At 34.5% G+C, this 17,740-nt stretch carries 15 protein-coding genes; 13 read left to right on the forward strand and 2 right to left on the reverse strand.

The features are described 5' to 3' along the window. Window positions 1–19 precede the first annotated feature (19 nt). Both EFY79_RS08740 and EFY79_RS08745 read right to left on the reverse strand, forming a co-directional pair. A complete protein-coding gene (locus tag EFY79_RS08740; protein ID WP_123120311.1) occupies window positions 20–619 on the reverse strand; it encodes an OmpH family outer membrane protein in 600 nt (199 codons plus the stop codon). 203 nt (window positions 620–822) lie between these two features. Further along, the gene (locus EFY79_RS08745) at window positions 823–1,143 is read right to left on the reverse strand and encodes a hypothetical protein (protein ID WP_123120312.1); all 321 of its coding nucleotides are present in this window, start codon (window positions 1,141–1,143) and stop codon (window positions 823–825) included. A gap of 596 nt (window positions 1,144–1,739) precedes the next feature. Here EFY79_RS08745 and EFY79_RS08750 point away from each other — a divergent pair. The 13 genes from EFY79_RS08750 (at window position 1,740) to EFY79_RS08810 (ending at window position 17,737) form a co-directional block, all read left to right on the forward strand. Then, complete coding sequence (locus EFY79_RS08750; protein ID WP_123120313.1) at window positions 1,740–2,531, forward strand: polysaccharide biosynthesis/export family protein; 792 nt, start codon at window positions 1,740–1,742, stop codon at window positions 2,529–2,531. Between the two features lie 18 nt (window positions 2,532–2,549). Further along, complete coding sequence (locus EFY79_RS08755) at window positions 2,550–4,886, forward strand: GumC family protein (RefSeq protein WP_123120314.1); 2,337 nt, start codon at window positions 2,550–2,552, stop codon at window positions 4,884–4,886. 131 nt (window positions 4,887–5,017) lie between these two features. Further along, window positions 5,018–5,545, forward strand: coding sequence for a UpxY family transcription antiterminator (locus EFY79_RS08760; protein ID WP_123120315.1), 528 nt, complete (start codon window positions 5,018–5,020; stop codon window positions 5,543–5,545). 146 nt (window positions 5,546–5,691) lie between these two features. Further along, the gene (gene gmd, locus EFY79_RS08765) at window positions 5,692–6,780 is read left to right on the forward strand and encodes a GDP-mannose 4,6-dehydratase (protein ID WP_123120316.1); all 1,089 of its coding nucleotides are present in this window, start codon (window positions 5,692–5,694) and stop codon (window positions 6,778–6,780) included. 55 nt (window positions 6,781–6,835) lie between these two features. Continuing rightward, window positions 6,836–8,233, forward strand: a complete 1,398-nt coding sequence (locus EFY79_RS08770; protein ID WP_148041884.1) for a lipopolysaccharide biosynthesis protein — start codon at window positions 6,836–6,838, stop codon at window positions 8,231–8,233. Window positions 8,234–8,324: 91 nt separating this feature from the next. Further along, window positions 8,325–9,362: a polysaccharide deacetylase family protein gene (locus EFY79_RS21730; RefSeq protein ID WP_123120318.1), complete on the forward strand. Its 1,038-nt coding sequence runs from the start codon at window positions 8,325–8,327 to the stop codon at window positions 9,360–9,362. A 395-nt stretch (window positions 9,363–9,757) separates the two neighbouring features. Beyond that, window positions 9,758–10,615, forward strand: coding sequence for a glycosyltransferase (locus EFY79_RS21735; protein ID WP_233577960.1), 858 nt, complete (start codon window positions 9,758–9,760; stop codon window positions 10,613–10,615). A 460-nt stretch (window positions 10,616–11,075) separates the two neighbouring features. Further along, the gene (locus EFY79_RS21285) at window positions 11,076–11,867 is read left to right on the forward strand and encodes a hypothetical protein (protein WP_148041886.1); all 792 of its coding nucleotides are present in this window, start codon (window positions 11,076–11,078) and stop codon (window positions 11,865–11,867) included. Window positions 11,868–11,946: 79 nt separating this feature from the next. Then, a complete protein-coding gene (locus EFY79_RS08790; protein WP_123120321.1) occupies window positions 11,947–13,080 on the forward strand; it encodes an NAD-dependent epimerase/dehydratase family protein in 1,134 nt (377 codons plus the stop codon). Further along, window positions 13,077–14,054, forward strand: coding sequence for a CgeB family protein (locus EFY79_RS08795; protein WP_123120322.1), 978 nt, complete (start codon window positions 13,077–13,079; stop codon window positions 14,052–14,054). The genes EFY79_RS08790 and EFY79_RS08795 overlap by 4 nt, the downstream gene beginning before the upstream one ends. A 165-nt stretch (window positions 14,055–14,219) precedes the next feature. Further along, window positions 14,220–15,410, forward strand: a complete 1,191-nt coding sequence (locus EFY79_RS08800) for a glycosyltransferase (protein WP_123120323.1) — start codon at window positions 14,220–14,222, stop codon at window positions 15,408–15,410. A 219-nt stretch (window positions 15,411–15,629) separates the two neighbouring features. Next, window positions 15,630–16,751, forward strand: coding sequence for a glycosyltransferase family 4 protein (locus EFY79_RS08805; RefSeq protein ID WP_123120324.1), 1,122 nt, complete (start codon window positions 15,630–15,632; stop codon window positions 16,749–16,751). After that, the gene (locus tag EFY79_RS08810) at window positions 16,751–17,737 is read left to right on the forward strand and encodes an SDR family NAD(P)-dependent oxidoreductase (protein ID WP_123120325.1); all 987 of its coding nucleotides are present in this window, start codon (window positions 16,751–16,753) and stop codon (window positions 17,735–17,737) included. The genes EFY79_RS08805 and EFY79_RS08810 overlap by 1 nt, the downstream gene beginning before the upstream one ends. The last annotated feature ends 3 nt before the right edge of the window (window positions 17,738–17,740 follow it).

The following is a 17,740-nucleotide window of genomic DNA, read 5'->3' on the forward strand; positions in this document are numbered from 1 at the left end:
TATTTCACATTCCTCATCTTCACTTTTTTTTGGAGGAATCCAGACTATTTAATCCCTGGATTACTTCCGGAGTAATATTAAGGGTTGAATCTTTATAAAACATAAAACCGGGCTCATAGGAAAATATGTAGGAATATTTGCCATCCTTATTAAAGTCTCTTAAAAAGTTTTGAATGCGGATCAAAATATCTTCTTTCATTTTTGAGTTGGCATTAAAAAGATCATTGTCAATATTTTGTTTTCTTTCCTGTAAATCCTGTTGCATTTTATTAATTTCCTGCATAGCGTCCTGCTGTTGTGCCTGGCTCATTGAGGCCGCTTTTTGCTGCAACTGCATTGCGCGGCTTTGATATCTTTTTTGCAGGGCCGTAATTTCATCATTAGCCCGGGTTTGCTTTTCCTCAAAGTCTTTTTTTAATTTTTTATAATAGCCATAATTATTTTGCAAAGAATCCAAATCTATATAGGCAACTTTCGCCTTTTCATTATGGCTTGGCTGCCCCGAGTCTGGTACCTTCTGATTAATTTGTGTTGAATGCGTACCTGTAAAATGTAAATAATAGAGATATCCGACAAGAATCAGCAATATGATATTGAAAATGAGTAAAAATTTTTTCATGCCTATTTATTTAGAGGCAAGATAAAAAAAACGGATGGTTGTGTAAATACTGTGTTTTGATTTATGATACGATTAACAGGCTCGAGTGTAATACAGCAAACAAAAAAATATAGCTGATTTATATTTTATTAAAGAAAAACTAATTCTGAATTATAATATGTCAGTTAAGTGTTGCTGACTGATAACACTTTGTAACATAATCCTTAGCTAAACGAAGCTAATTTTAGCTTTAAGAGAGCATGTTGGGTATTTTTCAATAACGAATGAGTAACAGCTTTTGCTTTTTGCAAATGTATCACCCTTGCAGATTCTGTAATAATATGGAGTTCATTCATTAACCGATTTACAACCTGGTCATCATGAACTTCAGCGATATGGCATGCTTTGTGAAAATTGGTATGCATTCCTAATCTATCGAGAATGGGAGAACCGTCCTTTACTTCAGGGTAAAAAATCAATTTTTTTACAAAATAAAAAGTCTTTCCGTTGATTTCCCGTGTATAAGCATTGTAAATATTTTCCATAACACCTGTTTGAATTTAAGAAATATCGAAGAATTCTTCCACCAGTGAGCATTTTATAAAGTATTAATAAAATTTGTGCCACTAAGTGTAACAGGTTATTCAGAGGTAGGGGTTATAGGTATTTTTAAAGGATTTGGGTGATAATAAGTTGTAGGTTGGTTTCATTCAACTGATTCCCATCTTTAGCAGATGGTGAAAAAAATCTACGCCGGGAGTTTCAAAGGAATTGAAGCAAAAATTCGTAAGAAGATGTAAATATAAAATGCGGATCCTGGGAATGCAAGTCTTTTTTTAAAAATTTATCCACATCGTTATTAAGGTTCATTCAAACCCCGCAGTTAATTGGCCTATCGGTTGGTAAATGATCCAGAATTTTGATTTCTGAAAACATTTGAACGTACTGCAAATTTTTTTAACCCAAAAATTTGGATATCACCGTTTAAACTATTAGGTTTGTGCCCGCAAAAGATAATTTTTATTATCCAACCCACAAGAAAGATCTGATTTTTACGTTATTACCCTGATCCCGTTCCTAACAAAAATCACTGATTATATCCACTGTGCTTTAAGTAATGATTACGGATAATAAATAGAATATGCCCAAAGTATTTTTACCTCTGATAATTTTTGTTTCGGCCTCCATTATGATTTCTTCCTGTGCCAACTCGAAGAAAATTGTGTATTTCAACAATGTACCTGATGCTACATTTAAAGACACTAAAGTGCCGAGGCAATCACCGATACAACCAAATGATATTTTAAGTATTACCATCAGCAGTGCAAACGCCGAAGCATCGCAACCTTTTAATTTGCAATCAAACAATGTAAGCCGCGCAACTACCGTTACCGGAAGCAATAATGAATCCGGAGGATATTTGGTAAATGCTAATGGCACAGTTGATTTGCCTATTTTGGGCGCTGTAGAAGCCGCAGGGCTTACAAAGGAAGAATTAAAAACAAAGATTACTGATATTATTTTAAACAAAAAGCTATTGGTAGATCCGATTGTAGACATAAGGTATTTAAACTATGAAGTTACTATCCTTGGAGAAGTAGCGAGGCCGACCGTAATAACGGTTCCAAATGAAAAAATCTCGTTGCTGAAGGCTCTGGGCCTGGCAGGTGACCTTACCATTTATGGAAAGCGCGATAATGTTTTGTTGATCAGGGAAGAAAACGGAGCGAAGATTACGCGGCACATTAATTTGAATTCCAGCGATTTTTTTAATTCTCCATATTATTATTTGAAGCCGAATGATGTTGTATATGTTCAACCCAATGCAACAAAAGCTGCCACAGCAACCAGGTCAACCCAATTTTTACCAATAATTTTTAGTGCGTTATCAGTGGTTGCAATTGTTTTAGATAGACTTTTAAGATATCCGTAGAATTTCAAATCATTGAAAATGCAGTTGAACAGAAATCACAATAGGGAAGAAAAGGAAACGAATTTTATGCAGCAATTTGCGTCAAAATATATTCCTTATTGGCCTCTTTTTCTCATTGCAATTTTGATCGGATTAGTAGCAGCCCACATTTACCTGAGGTATACCACGCCAATGTATCAGGCTGCAGCTACATTAATCATTAAAGACGAAAAGAAGGGCAATGAGGAATCAAAACTGGTGGAATCTCTCGATCAAATTTCATCTAAAAAAATTGTTGAAAACGAAATTGAAATTTTACAGAGCAGGAAACTAATGGAAAATGTGGTGAGAAAATTAGGTCTGTATGCTCCGGTGTATAAAAAAGGCGATGTGCATGATGTTTTAGCTTATACGCAATCCCCTGTGACTATCTTTGCTCTGTATCCAGATTCTCTCCGCAGTTATGACAAAATAGACATAAATTATGACCGGGTTCAAAACACGGTAACTCTTGACCACAAATATTCTTTCCCCATAGATAGCCTGGTTACCACGCCTTATGGAAGGCTTAAGTTTATGCCAAATAAGTATTTTAAAGAGGACACAGTCAAGAAACAATTATATTTTTCGCTGAATCGTCCGAAAGTGGTTGCCCCCTGGTTTTTACCGGGTTTATTCGTGCAGGCAGCAAATAAACTTTCCTCAATTGTTGAATTATATTACAGGGATGAAAATCCGTTGAGAGCTGAAAATATTTTGAATCAGCTTATTGAGTCATACCAGCAATCTGCTAACGAGGAGAAAGATATTCTTGCGAAAAATACACTTGAGTTTGTGAATAACAGGCTGGCGCTTGTAGAGCGCGACATGGACAGCATTGAAAGAAAGGTGCAGCAATATAAATCAGGGAATCAGGCAGTTGATATCAGTACGCAAGGCCAGTTATTTCTGCAAAATGTGAGTGCAAATGATCAGAAGTTGGGAGATTTGAACACACAGCTTGCAGTTTTGGAGAAAGTAGAAGATTTTGTGAAATCTAATAAAAACAGTAAAGGAGGTATTGTGCCTTCTACTTTAGGTGTTTCTGATCCGATGCTTAGTCAGTTAGTTGACAAATTATATGCTTCTGAACTTGAATATGATAATTTGAGGAAAACGGTAGGAGAAAATAATCCGAGTCTGGTAACAATCGCAGATAGAATTAATAAAATAAAACCCAGCATTTTAAGCAATATAAGCAGCCAAAGGCAAAGCCTTCTGGCAAGTAAACAAAATATCAACGCTACAAACCAGGCTTATAAATCAGTTCTCGAAACTGTTCCTAAAAAAGAGCGCGAACTACTGGATATCAGCAGAGAACAACAAATAAAAAGTGACCTTTATTCTTTTCTGCTTCAGAAAAAGGAGGAAAGTGAAATCGCTTATGCATCTGCGGTTTCCAATAGCAGGGTAGTTGATTATGCGCAAGCTTCTCCAAGCCCGGTTAGTCCAAAAAGAATGCTCATTTACTTAATTTCTGTTTTATTATTAGTTGGAATAGCCGCGGCATTTATTTTTATTAAAGAATTCCTCACCGGGAAGGTGCTTTATAGACATGAAATTGAGTCTTTAACTACGATTCCGATTATCGGTGAAGTCGCTTTTGATAAATCAAAAGACAAAATTGTAATTGAAAAAGGAAAAAGAAGTTTTGTGGCTGAAGAGTTTAGAAAATTAAGGATATCTCTTTCCTTTTTGGGTATCGATTCCTCTCACAAAAAAATATTGGTTACTTCGAGTATTTCCGGTGAAGGGAAAAGTTTTATATCAGCCAATTTAGCAATGAGCCTTGCTTTGACAGGGAAAAAAGCTGTTTTAATAGACATGGATTTGAACAATCCGACCTTGAATAAGATATTAGATGTAGATAGAGAAGCCGGGATCACTGAGTATCTTGAGGGGGAAAAAGACCCGGAGGATATTATAAAACAACTTGACCATCACGAAAATTTATTTTTTATTTCTGCAGGAGCATACCTTCCAAATGACCCTTCAGAACTGTTGTCAAACGGAAAAGTGGTTGATTTGCTTAATTACCTTGAAAATATATTTGATTTTATAGTTATTGATACCTCGCCGATCGTATTGGTAACGGATGGTTATGTGTTAACCAGTTTATGTGATGCAACCTTGTATGTGATAAGGCATAACTATACACCAAAAATGCTAATCAGGAGGATTGATGAGAACATCCATATTAATCCTATAAATAATCCTGCTATTATTTTTAATGGCGTGAAAATGAGGGGATTTTTTAAGAATAATTATGGCTATGGCTATGATTATGTGTACGGAAATAAAGACCGTAGGATTTTAGAAAAAAAGGAAGTTATCTAATAATAAATCTATACCAATGAAAAATTATTAAACTCAATTCACTGAATGTGACTGAGGACGGCGAAGCCGTGTGTCTTTTTAAAATATTAATCCTTTGAATTGCTGCAGTTTTAAATTTTAATAATTAAATTATGCAGACGAATTGGTACCTGATCTACACAAAAAATAATTGGGAGAAAAAAATAGCCTCCAAACTTTCAAAAAGGAAAATCGAAAATTATTATCCTTTGCATTCGGTAATAACTAACAAAAATGGAAAAGCGAAACTTCAGAAAGTTCCATTGTTCCCAAATTATCTCTTTGTAAAAACAGCAGAAAGCGATAAAGATTTTATTTTGTCCTTAAATAAGGTGATTAACTTTGTATACTGGAAGCAAAGACCAGCTTTAGTTTCAGAAAATGATATTTTGTTAATAAAAAATTTTACAAAAAATTTCTATGATATAAAAGTTCAAAAAATTCAAGTGAATGGGAGCAGTTTATCACACATGATAGATGGCGCAACCCAATCTTTCTCAGAAAATATTTTAAAAATTAGGAATACTGTTGCTAAAGTTAGTATTCCTGTGATTGGCCTTACTTTAAGTGCAGAAATTGATGGGCAGAAATCTTTGCAACCTCTTTTATCGCAGGAGGCAAGCTTACATCTTCTTCAATAAAAATAACAGTAAAAAACTTTTACTTCCTAATTATAATTTGTAGATATAGCTGCTAATTTTTAGCTCTCATGGAATGAAATCCGCTTAACTTTTAGAAACCCAGCTCATTTCCTCCAATTTTTTAATTCATTCCAAACCACAAATAAATGAAATCCGCACTTATCACTGGTATTACCGGGCAGGACGGTGCATACCTTGCCGAACTGCTTTTGTCTAAAGGATATCAGGTTCATGGTATCAAAAGAAGATCTTCTCTTATTAATACTTATAGAATTGATCATCTTTATGTAGATCCTCACGAGAAGCAGCCCAATTTCAAATTGCATTATGGTGATTTAACGGATAGCACAAATCTTATCCGGATCGTGCAGGAAACGCAGCCTGACGAAATTTATAATTTAGCGGCGATGAGTCATGTTAAAGTTAGTTTTGACAATCCGGAATATACTGCCAATGCAGATGGAATCGGAACTTTAAGACTTCTTGAAGCGGTGCGAATTTTAGGAATGGAAAAGAAGACGAAACTTTACCAGGCGTCCACTTCAGAATTATATGGCCTGGTTCAGGAAGTTCCCCAGAAAGAAACAACTCCGTTTTATCCAAGAAGCCCTTATGGGGTAGCAAAATTATATGCCTATTGGATAGTAGTAAATTACCGGGAAGCCTACAATATGTTTGCCTGCAATGGAATTTTGTTCAATCATGAAAGTCCTCTTCGGGGCGAAACGTTTGTAACAAGAAAAATTACCCGCGCGGTTGCCGCAATTGCGGAAGGACTGCAGGATACCTTATTTTTAGGAAATCTAAATGCACGAAGAGACTGGGGGCATGCCAAGGATTATGTAGACGCGATGTGGAGAATCTTGCAGCAAGATACACCCGAAGATTTTGTAATTGCAACTGGAATTACCACGACTGTAAGAGATATGGCAAAAATGGCGTTTTCAGAAGCAGGAATTGATATTGAGTTTGAAGGACAAGGGAAACTGGAAAGAGGAATAGTGACTGCATGCCACAATGATAAATACCAATTACCGCTGGGAAAGGAAGTGGTAGCGATAGATCCTAATTATTTTCGTCCCACCGAAGTGGATCTTTTGATAGGCGATGCTACAAAAGCAAAAGAAAAGCTCGGATGGGCACCAAAATATAGTTTACCTGAAATGATTCGGGAAATGGTGCATAGTGATTTGGAAACCTATAGGATGAGCTCTCAGAGGAAGTATTATATATAGGGAAAATAAGGGTTTAAAAAATAATAATAACAGTTAAAAAATCAACTGCAAGCTTTTGGAACCATTCAGCTTACCAATGAGAGCCAAAGATAAACTCTCCGCTACTCTCCATTTTATCAACCGTAAAATAAACAGAGGGCACGAACGTAGTGTAAAGGCTAAAAAAAATATTTTAGCTGCCTTCCTGATCAAAGGAGGAAGTATTATTATAAGCCTCTTTCTCGTTCCTCTGACAATCCATTATGTAACTTCGGATCAATATGGAATATGGATCACATTAAGTTCTATTATTGGTTGGTTTGGATTCTTTGACATCGGTTTTGGAAATGGCCTGAGAAATAAATTTGCAGAAAGTGTTGCCAAAGGCGAACATGAAAAAGCGAGAATTTACGTAAGCACCACTTACGCAATATTAACAATCATTGTAGCCATAATTCTTGCCATTTTTCTTTCTATCAATCCTTTTCTCAATTGGTCAAAGATTTTAAATGCTCCTTCAAAAATGGCGGGGGAACTAAGCACCCTTGCTTTGATTGTTTTTGTATTTTTTTGTTTACAATTTGTTTTACAATTAATAACTACCGTTTTAACTGCTGACCAGCAACCTGCAAAGGCTTCTCTTTTCAATTTTTATGGAAGCCTCTTTTCAATCCTCCTGATATTTATCCTAACCAAAACTACCTCTGGTAATTTAATTTATCTTGGCGCAGTATTAGGCTTTATTCCTTCAGCAGTTCTTATAGTGTCCAGTATTTGGTTTTACTCGCGTAAATATAAAATATATGCGCCTTCGCTTAAATATGTAAAATTCAGTTATGCCCGTGATCTAATGACATTAGGAGTCAAATTTTTTTTACTTCAGATTGCAGGAATAGTTTTATATCAAACGAGCAACATTATTATTGCCCAATTATTTGGTGCAGCAGAGGTTACTCCTTATAGCATTGCTTATAAGTATTTTAGTATTATTCCAATGGTGATGGGGATTATAATGTCGCCATTCTGGAGTGCCTATACTGAAGCATGGGTAAAAAAAGACATTGATTGGATAAAAAAAAGCTTAAAGAATCTTAGACTAATATGGGCATCATTAGCTATTCTTTCCCTAATAATGCTCGTTTTTTCTAATTTCGTTTACCGCGTATGGGTTGGAAAAGAAATAATCGTGCCCTTTTCAGTTTCCCTCGCTCTTTCAATCTATGTGGTAATGCTTTGTTGGACTAATATTTATTCACTTTTTTTAAATGGTGCGGGCAAAATTAAACTGCAATTATATATTAGTTTCCTGACCATGCTTTTTAATATTCCCCTTGCAATTTATTTAGGTAAGAAAATAGGAATTGCCGGTATTGTTTTGTCTACTATCATACTGTGTGCAATAAGTATAATTATTGAGCCAATTCAGGCAAACAAATTAATTAATAATAAAGCGAAAGGTATTTGGAATGAGTAAAAGGAAAATATCTTTTTATAAAAGAGGCAACTCATTCTTAAAAAGCAATCCAATCCATGACTACAGAACAAAAAATTTATAGAAAAGACGCGTGAAAAAGTTATATCCCTTTAAGCAAAAATTAGAAAAAAGCATAATATACTTAATTGAGAAAATAGGTTATATCATTAATCCTATTATTCTTAACTTTAAAAATCAAAAGAATAAATTATTAATATTCTATTTTCATGGCATTTATAGAAATGAGGCGGAAAAGAATTTAAACCATGTTGACCCTCAAAACAACCTTACTGTCAGACAGTTTACTGATTTCATAGAATATTTTCTCCGGAACAATTATCACTTTATTAAGCCAGAAGATTTATCAACGGGGCTCCCGGATAATAAGCCCTGCATTATGCTCACATTTGATGATGGATATTTTAATAATACACTTGCTATTGAAATACTGAATAAGTATAAAATACCTGCTACGTTCTTTATTACAACCAAAAACATTTTAGAGAATAAATCGTATTGGTGGGATGCTATTTATAAATTCAGGTCGAAAGAAGGTAAAAACCTGGATGAAATACGTAAAGAACAGAATTATCTCAAAGGTTTTAAGCATAGTTTTATTGAGAATTATATCAGCGAAAACTTTGGTATCGACTCGTTTGAGCCATGGTCGGACATTGACAGGCCTTTGAACATAAAAGAACTTAAAGAAATTTCCACAAACCCTTACGTTACCATCGGTAATCACACCGATAATCATAGTATTTTGACTAATTACAGTTCTGAAGAAATAAAAAAGGAACTTTCTTTGTCAAATAAAATACTTTTTGACCTAACCGGAATTAACCCTTCAACGGTAGCTTTTCCAAACGGAAATTTTAACAACGAGGTATTAGAGATTACCCAGGAATTAGGGTTTCAGTTTGCTTTTACGGTAATTAATAAATTGAATCCTCTGCCCAACATTAATATAGATCATCCACTTATTTGTTTAAACCGATTCATGGCGCAAACCGGGAACATCAAAAGATATGGCAGTTTAAACAGGCTGGGCTACACTCCGGATCTGTTGTATTCAGACATAAAAAAGAGGCTGCTGTTCAAAAGGAAAATGCAGGAGCTTGCACGCTGAAAATGATTAAAGTAGTCCAAATACAAGTCTTTTCTGAATCATCAGGACGTGCCCCTCTCAGGTTGCATCGGGCATTCTTAAAAAATGGTATAGGCTCAATTATGATCACTCTGCGTCATGCGACCAATGATGATGAAAAAATAATACAGAAAGGAAGGTTGTCATCGATTATTTCGCGTGTTGATCGTATACTTCAAGATCGGTTAATGAAGAATAATGTCAAAGAGCTAGGAGCTTTTTCTTACCCAATCTTAGGTTCTGACCTTTCGAAAATGGATGAGGTGAAGAATGCTGACATCATTTACATTCATTGGGCACTTGGTGGTTTTTTAAACATATCAGGTTTTGAGAAATTGGCAAAATTGGGGAAGCCGGTTTTATTTTTTATGCACGATATGTGGAGTATTACGGGTGGTTGCCATCATAGTTTTACGTGTGAGAAGTACAAGTCTCATTGCTTCGATTGCCCCATTCTTCCGAAACACAAGGTAAAGGACTTGTCTTTTAAAGAATTCGATAAAAAACTAAACTTTTATTCGAGATACAATAATATTTATTTTATTTCTCCAAGCAAATGGCTTTTTCAATGTGAAAAAGAATCGGCATTGACAAAAAACAAACCTTTATTTCATATACCTAATATCCTCGAAGACACTTTTTTTAAACCCTTTGATAAATCGATAGCGAAAAGAAATCTAAATATAGATCCGTCACATCTTGTAATAGCGTTTGGGGCTGTCGCTATTGACAGCCCTTATAAGGGTTGGAGCTATTTAATAAAAGCATTGAAAATCTTAGCTCTCGAAATTGCCTTTAAGAAAGTTTCCGTACTGGTCTTTGGAAGCGGGTATAAAAAGGAGATTGCTGATGAACTTCCTTTCCACGCTATATTCACTGGCTTTTTAAGGGACGAATATTCTCCAATGATGATTTATAATGCAGCCGATGTATTTATTGCTCCATCTTTAGCTGATAACTTACCCACTACAATTTTAGAAAGTTTAAGTTGTGGCACTCCGGTAGTTGGTTTTGATGTGGGTGGAATACCCGACATGATAAAACATAAAGAAAACGGATACCTTGCCAGGTACAAAAATGCAGAAGACATAGCTGAAGGGATAAAATTTTGCGTGGGTAATAAAATAAAGGGATATCTCTCACATGAGTTTGACACTTGCAAGATTTTAGAACAACACAAAAGCTTATTTAGACAAGTCTTGAACGTTGAGAATTTGAATAATTCTAATCATTAAAAGAAAGGATTTGGATAATCAAGTGGAAATAAGCAAAAATCAATTATTAAATTTAAATATTTTTTGGATAGGTTTTATTGCTTATAGCCTCGCATATTCTCTTTCCATTGTTTCTTCATCGAAACTCTTTCCAATAATCGAGCTTTTAAGCGTATGTATGATTTTTTGGGGCATGATTTCTCTCATTAGTTTAAAAATAGAAAATTCATACGTTAAGATACTATATATTTTATATGGACTTTGGTTCCTTTTTATACTTGTTTCCAGTATTGAAACCTTCTTCAGTAAAGAATCCTTGCTTTATTTTTTACTTAATCCTCTTTACGGAGGTATCTTATATATTGCTCCGGGAATTTTCCTTTTCCCTAAAAAGCCGATTTTTTATAAAAAAGCTTTCGATGCGGTCATAGTGTTTTGTTTTATCTACTTTTTTTATGACTTCATATCCATAAGCTATCTGATGAGTTCCGATCAGCATAACGTGGCAAACATCGACAGGGTTGAAACGTCTTTCGACCTGGGAATTTCGTGCGGCTTTATATTGCTTACTTATAAATATCACTCCACCAAAAGGAAACTAATTGCAATAGCGACCATTGTGCTTATTTTGCTTTTTGCTATTGTCCGGGCGCGACGAGGTTTGATCCTAATGACTTCGGGGGTGATACTTATGTCGTACGTGCAATATCTGGTTAATTCAAAAAAAAAGATTTTAATTTTTTACAGTACTATCCTACTTATTACCCTAGGATCGCTTTATGCTGCAAGCATATATAATATCAAATCAAATCGTATTTTTAGTTTTATCGCTGAAAGAGGAGATGAAGATACGAGGACGGGTGTTGAACTATACTTTTATGCAGACATGAAGCCACTGGATTGGACAATTGGAAGAGGTATTGCCGGAAAATATTATTGCCCTAATATTGAAGAAGATGCAGTTAGTAACTATAGGAGTGTGATTGAAACCGGCTATCTACAGATCGTTTTAAAAGGAGGATTAATCAGTTTATTATTATTACTCCTTATTACCATTCCGGCTATTTTTAAAGGAATCTTTTACTCAAAAAATATGCTTTCAAAAGCAGCAGGAATCTGGATTTTTCTGGCATTGACAAGTCTGTATCCGGCAACTGTAGATACTTTTTCAATGCGCTACCTCCTGGTGTGGATCTCCGTTGGAATCTGTTATTCTAAGGAAATACGTAACATTCCTGATAATGTTTTGAAAGAGTACTTTTTACAAAAATAAGTTCATAATAAGCAAAAGTCAGTAGAATTAATTAAGGGCAACAATCACAGTGGTTGGCAATAAATTTTTATAAGTTATAATGAAAAAAATTTTAATTTCAGGAGGAGCCGGGTTCATAGGTTCCAATTTGGCAATTGCCCTTATCAGAAAGGGATATTTCGTCACTGTTCTCGACAATTTATCTCCCCAGATACATAGTGACAATCCGGAAAATTCGTTTCTCTTTAATTCAATATCTGACAAGGTAAATTTTATCCAGGGAGACGTTAGAAATCGGGATAATTGGGAAAAATCTCTCTCAGGACAAGATGCAGTCATCCACCTGGCGGCAGAAACCGGGACCGGACAATCAATGTACCAAATCTATAAATATTGTGAAGTAAACACAGGGGGAACTGCTTTACTTTTGGATATTTTAGCCAATAAAAAAAATGCAATTCAAAAAGTCATTGTTGCATCTTCCAGGGCAATTTATGGAGAAGGAAGATATCATTGCCAATTGCATGGAGAAGTTTATCCGGATAGTAGAAATGAAGAAGATTTGGAGAAAGGAATTTTTGAATGTAAATGTCCAAAATGTGGAGGCAAAATTGAATTACTTTCCACTCATGAAGAGGCTAAAATTCAACCTCAATCTATTTACGGGATTTCTAAATACAACCAGGAAGAATTAATTTTAGTAGGAGGTAAATCATTAAATATTCCGGCAGTAGCTTTCAGATACCAGAATGTTTATGGTCCCGGCCAATCTTTATCAAATCCTTATACCGGGATATTATCCATTTTTTCCACCCAAATCAAGAATAATAATTCCATTAATATTTTTGAGGACGGAAAGGAAAGCAGGGATTTTGTTTACATTGATGATGTAGTAAACGCCACTATTCTTGGTTTAGAAAAGGAACAGGCTAACTACAATTCTTATAATGTCGGATCTGGTAACAACATAAGCGTTTTACAAATTGCTAATAAACTCGTTAAACTTTATAATTCCGGAGTAGCTATTAATGTAACAGGCAATTTCAGGATTGGGGATATCAGGCATAATTACGCCGATTTAAATAAAATTAAACAGGATCTTAATTTTGAACCCGAAACTCAATTTGATGAAGGGATTACGAATTTTGTAAAATGGGTAAATACTCAAAAGAAGTCAGAAGACTTATATTCAAACAGCATTTATGAACTTAAAGAAAGGGGATTATATAAATGAAGCGTGTTGATTTACAAAATAAAAGAATTTTTTATTTGGGACCAGTCTATTTCGACTATGATAAATACCTGATAAAGAAATTAAACCAATTAGGTGCTAATGTTACGCCATTTGAACTGCATTTGAATACAATAGGGTTAAAATTTATCCGGAAATTTAAACCGTCTGAGCTGGAAAGTTATAAAAAAAATTACTACGATAAAGCACTTTCAAAAAGTAATTATGATTATGTGTTAGTCCGGCATGGATTTCAGCTTCCTCCATCTTTTTATCAACAACTCAGAAAAACTAACCCGAACGCAAGATTTATAAATTTTCATTGGGATTCCCTTAAACCTAACTATGATTACCGGCCTATTTTATCGTGTTTTGATAAAGTTTTTTCATTTGATTACAAAGACTGTGCAACACATAAAGAGGTGCAATATCTTCCGTTATATTATATAGATGAATATTCCAAGGTTCAAAGTAATGGCAATAAGAATAAAAACGATATCTTATTCATTGGAGCATGGAGGAATACAGAAAGATATAACCTGGTTAAAAAGACGGAAAAAATTTGCGAGCAGGCAGATTTGAAATTTTCACATTATTTGTACCAACCATTGTGGACATACTTTGTGTCAATTAAGGAAGGAATTGTTCCGAAGGAGGTACGATTTAAAAAGCTGTCGCCCAGAGAAATTATCAGGCTATTTTCTATTTCAAATACAATAATTGATTTTCCCAGCTCATTCCAAACAGGACTAACGATAAGAACATTTGAAGCGCTCGCAGCGGGGAAAAAACTGATAACTACAAATAAAAATATTATAACTGAACCTTTCTATAATCCTGAGATGATTAATATAGTAGAGTTAGATAATTTCAAGCTGGATATAGATTTTATAAAAAGTAACCCAAAACTGTCACTAAAGGAAAAAATAAAAGATTATTCCCTTGAAAATTATATCTATAAGCTTTTAGATGAATAATAGAAGATTATGGAAGCAGTTGCATTCCTTAAAGTATATCTAAGTCACATGAATCTGTGCCCAATCGGTACCTGTTCCAACGGTTGATAACTTTTGACATTTAACAAAAAAAGGCGATGCACAATGACGTATAATTATACCAAAATCAAAATTCGGGAATAAACAGTGAAGCATAAAGTAAAAAAGGATGCTTTAGTAGTAATTGGTCGCCTCAGCTACCCAAGTGGTTCTGCTCCATCTAATCGTGTACATCTTTATTGTAAAGCACTGAAGCATGAAAAAGGTTTTCCTTTTGTAATTAATTTACACTCAACATTTACAAAACCGCAAAAATTTGACTATTTGGGAAGAAACGATGGCATTCCCTTTTATTATGCGCAGGCAACGATAATCCGTGAAAAGAGATTGTTGATTAGAAACTTCAATAAAATCAGAGGTCTGTTTAATACAGTTCGTATGGTGAGGAAAATCAAAAAGAAGCATCATCCGAAAGTGTTATTTTATACAACTGAAACTATAGATGAGTTTATTTTATTTATGTTCCTGAAACTGATGAACGTAGCAATCATCAAAGAATGTAGTGAAATTCCTTCCTTTATACAAGATGAAAAAAAGGGTTTGAAATTTCATAAGTTTTTTCTTAGGATGCGAGTAAAAATGTATAATGATATTATTGTTATTTCTGATTATTTAAACTGTTATTACTCAAAAATATTTCCTCAAAATAAGATATTTCAAATTCCAATCTTAGTTGACATGTCGCGGTTCGAAAATATTAAAATAAAAGCGCATAGCGGAAAAATTATCACATATATTGGTATGATGGGTGGAAATAAAGATGGGCTTGAAAATCTGATTGAAGCGATGGCAATAGTAAAAGAAACGAATACAACTACGCGGCTACATCTTGTTGGCTCTGCGCCCGCAGCAGACATGGCTCGCTTAAAAAATAAAGTGAAAAAACTGCAACTGGATGAAACGGTGGCTTTTTTGGGAAAGAAAAGCCCGGAAGAAATTCCTCCCATTTTATGCAATTCGGATATTTTGGTTTTAGCACGACCAGATACTATTCAGGCAAAAGCCGGTTTTCCTACTAAGCTGGGGGAATACCTGGCGTGCGCAAAACCAGTAGTTATCACAATAACTGGTGAAATACCAAAGTATCTAAAAGATAATGAATCTGCTTATCTCTCAAAGCCCGGAGATATTTATGATTTTGCTGAAAAAATCAAATTTGCCCTATCAGATCAAAATGCACAAGTTATTGGCAAAAATGGTTATGATATAGCAAATAATCACTTCAACTACCAATTATATGGTAAAAGAATTTTTGAAATATTACAAAGTGAAGAGTAGTAACGGTGAAAACTAAAGACCATCGAACTTGCGCAATAAAAGAATAGCTTTCTTTCGGATTATCACCTGAATGTCTGTTCGTGCCGAAAGTTCTTTCACAATACCAGACGAATTAATAAATGTATTAAGATCTAACCAAGCGTGAGATAATTATCCCTACATTATTTAGTTCTTTACAGTAAATAAACATTTATTGATGATTTTGATTTTTAGAGGCTTATGAAAATACTTTTCTTTATTGATAATTTAAGAGCCGGGGGCAAAGAAAGAAGATGTGTTGAGCTTATGAAGGCCTTGCAATATTCCCCCGATATTTCTTTCGAAATTGTTGTTATGGACGAAAGCATCCATTACACACAAGTTTTCTCTTTGAATAAGAAAATCCACTACATTATTAGAAAAACTAAAAAAGATTTATCGGTTTTTCGCAAATTTTACAATATTTGTAAAGAATATAAACCGGATATCGTACACTGTTGGAATGATATGACTGCCGTAATCGCTGTTCCCACCTGTAAATTGCTGAAAATAAAATTAGTAAATGGAATGGTAATAGACACGCCTATCCGGCAAAATATTATCAATAAAAGCTGGCTGCGCGCTAAACTGACTTTTGGTTTTTCAAATAAAATAATTGGAAATTCTAAAGCTGGATTAGCTGCTTATGGTGCACCAGCTAAAAAGTCACAGTGCGTATATAATGGCATGGATTTCAATCGTTTTAAAAATTTAAAAGACCTGGCTGTTGTAAGAAAAGAAGTCTTTGGAGATGATTTTTCTAAATATTTTGTATGTGGAATGGTAGCGGCATTTGAGCCGAGGAAAGATTACGAAACATTTATAAAAAGTGCGGTGTGTCTCATCGAATCGAACGAATCAATCCGGTTCATTTTAGTAGGCGATGGAGCTGATTTTCACAGAATTAAAGAAAGCGTGCCAACCCGATTTTCTAACAAAATCATTTTTTTAGGACAAAGAAACGATGTAGAGTCGATTGTAAATTTATTTGACATTGGTGTTTTGCTTACCAATTCAAAAGTCCACGGAGAAGGTATCTCAAATTCGATCATTGAATACATGGCTTTAGCTAAACCAGTGATTGCGACGCGTGGAGGAGGTACAAATGAAGTAGTAATAGATAATCAAAACGGTTTTCTTATCGACAACTACGATAGCGGACAATTGGTTCATTATATTGAAAAACTTATAGCAGATAAAGATTTGAGAAAAGAATTAGGTTCAAATGCTTATGAAATGGCACATTCTGTTTTTAATGTGAAACTGATGACCGAAAATTATATTAAAATTTATCAACAAGTCTTACAAGAAAATAAAAACTAATGAATATTTTAGTTACAGGAGCGGCAGGTTTTATAGGTTCACACACATGTGAATTCTTTCTCAAACTTGGTAATTCCGTTATTGGCGTGGATAATTTTGATGATTTTTATCCAGTTGAGTTCAAAGAATTGAATCTTATTGGATTAAGAAAAAATAGTCGATTTAGATTTTATAAAACTGATATACGCGACTCCAATGCTATAGAAGATATTTTTTCTGAAAATAACGTCGAGTTAGTTATTCATTTAGCAGCAAAAGCAGGCGTTCGTCCTTCTATTGAGTCGATTGAAGAATATTATGATGTAAATGTAAATGGCACCGTATCAGTACTGGAATCAATGAGAAAAAACGGAATAAGAAAAATGTTATTTGCTTCTTCGTCGTCGATCTATGGAAACAATCCTAAAGTGCCGTTTTCAGAGAAAGACCCAGTAGATAATCCTATCTCACCGTATGCCTCGACAAAAAAGAGCGGGGAACTTTTATGCCATGTTTACCATCACTTATATAACTTTGATATCTCCTGCTTACGCTTTTTTACTGTATATGGTCCAAGGCAAAGGCCGGACCTTGCTATTCATAAATTCACCAGGTTAATCGACGAAAATAAATCTATTCCATTTTTTGGTGATGGTACTACTTCACGAGATTACACTTATATTGATGATATAGTTGAGGGTATTAATTGTGCCCTAATCCATATGAATGGTTACCAAGTTTTTAATTTAGGAGAAGCAAAGGTTATTTCACTTGTTAAATTGGTAGATACCATCGAAAAAAGTTTACATAAGAAAGCTGTTCTAAATGTCCAGCCCATGCAGGCAGGTGATGTTACAAAAACTTATGCTGATATTTCAAAAGCCACTTCAGAAATAGGATATAATCCGAAATTTGATTTCGAAACGGGAATTAAAGAATTTGTGAAATGGTATCATGGTAACAAATCTGTTTTATATCAACCAATAGAAGCGAATCCTGAAGTTTGAGCA

This window comes from Hanamia caeni (assembly GCF_003721595.1).
In the GTDB taxonomy this organism is placed as follows: domain Bacteria; phylum Bacteroidota; class Bacteroidia; order Chitinophagales; family Chitinophagaceae; genus Ginsengibacter; species Ginsengibacter caeni.

What these genes read in the sequence shown, in the direction of transcription:
- EFY79_RS08740 (WP_123120311.1), bottom strand. Translation starts at nt 619, where the DNA reads ATGAAAAAATTTTTACTCATTTTCAATATCATATTGCTGATTCTTGTC.
- EFY79_RS08745 (WP_123120312.1), bottom strand. Translation starts at nt 1,143, where the DNA reads ATGGAAAATATTTACAATGCTTATACACGGGAAATCAACGGAAAGACT.
- EFY79_RS08750 (WP_123120313.1), top strand. Translation starts at nt 1,740, where the DNA reads ATGCCCAAAGTATTTTTACCTCTGATAATTTTTGTTTCGGCCTCCATT.
- EFY79_RS08755 (WP_123120314.1), top strand. Translation starts at nt 2,550, where the DNA reads ATGCAGTTGAACAGAAATCACAATAGGGAAGAAAAGGAAACGAATTTT.
- EFY79_RS08760 (WP_123120315.1), top strand. Translation starts at nt 5,018, where the DNA reads ATGCAGACGAATTGGTACCTGATCTACACAAAAAATAATTGGGAGAAA.
- gmd (WP_123120316.1), top strand. Translation starts at nt 5,692, where the DNA reads ATGAAATCCGCACTTATCACTGGTATTACCGGGCAGGACGGTGCATAC.
- EFY79_RS21735 (WP_233577960.1), top strand. Translation starts at nt 9,758, where the DNA reads ATGTGGAGTATTACGGGTGGTTGCCATCATAGTTTTACGTGTGAGAAG.
- EFY79_RS21285 (WP_148041886.1), top strand. Translation starts at nt 11,076, where the DNA reads ATGAGTTCCGATCAGCATAACGTGGCAAACATCGACAGGGTTGAAACG.
- EFY79_RS08790 (WP_123120321.1), top strand. Translation starts at nt 11,947, where the DNA reads ATGAAAAAAATTTTAATTTCAGGAGGAGCCGGGTTCATAGGTTCCAAT.
- EFY79_RS08795 (WP_123120322.1), top strand. Translation starts at nt 13,077, where the DNA reads ATGAAGCGTGTTGATTTACAAAATAAAAGAATTTTTTATTTGGGACCA.
- EFY79_RS08805 (WP_123120324.1), top strand. Translation starts at nt 15,630, where the DNA reads ATGAAAATACTTTTCTTTATTGATAATTTAAGAGCCGGGGGCAAAGAA.
- EFY79_RS08810 (WP_123120325.1), top strand. Translation starts at nt 16,751, where the DNA reads ATGAATATTTTAGTTACAGGAGCGGCAGGTTTTATAGGTTCACACACA.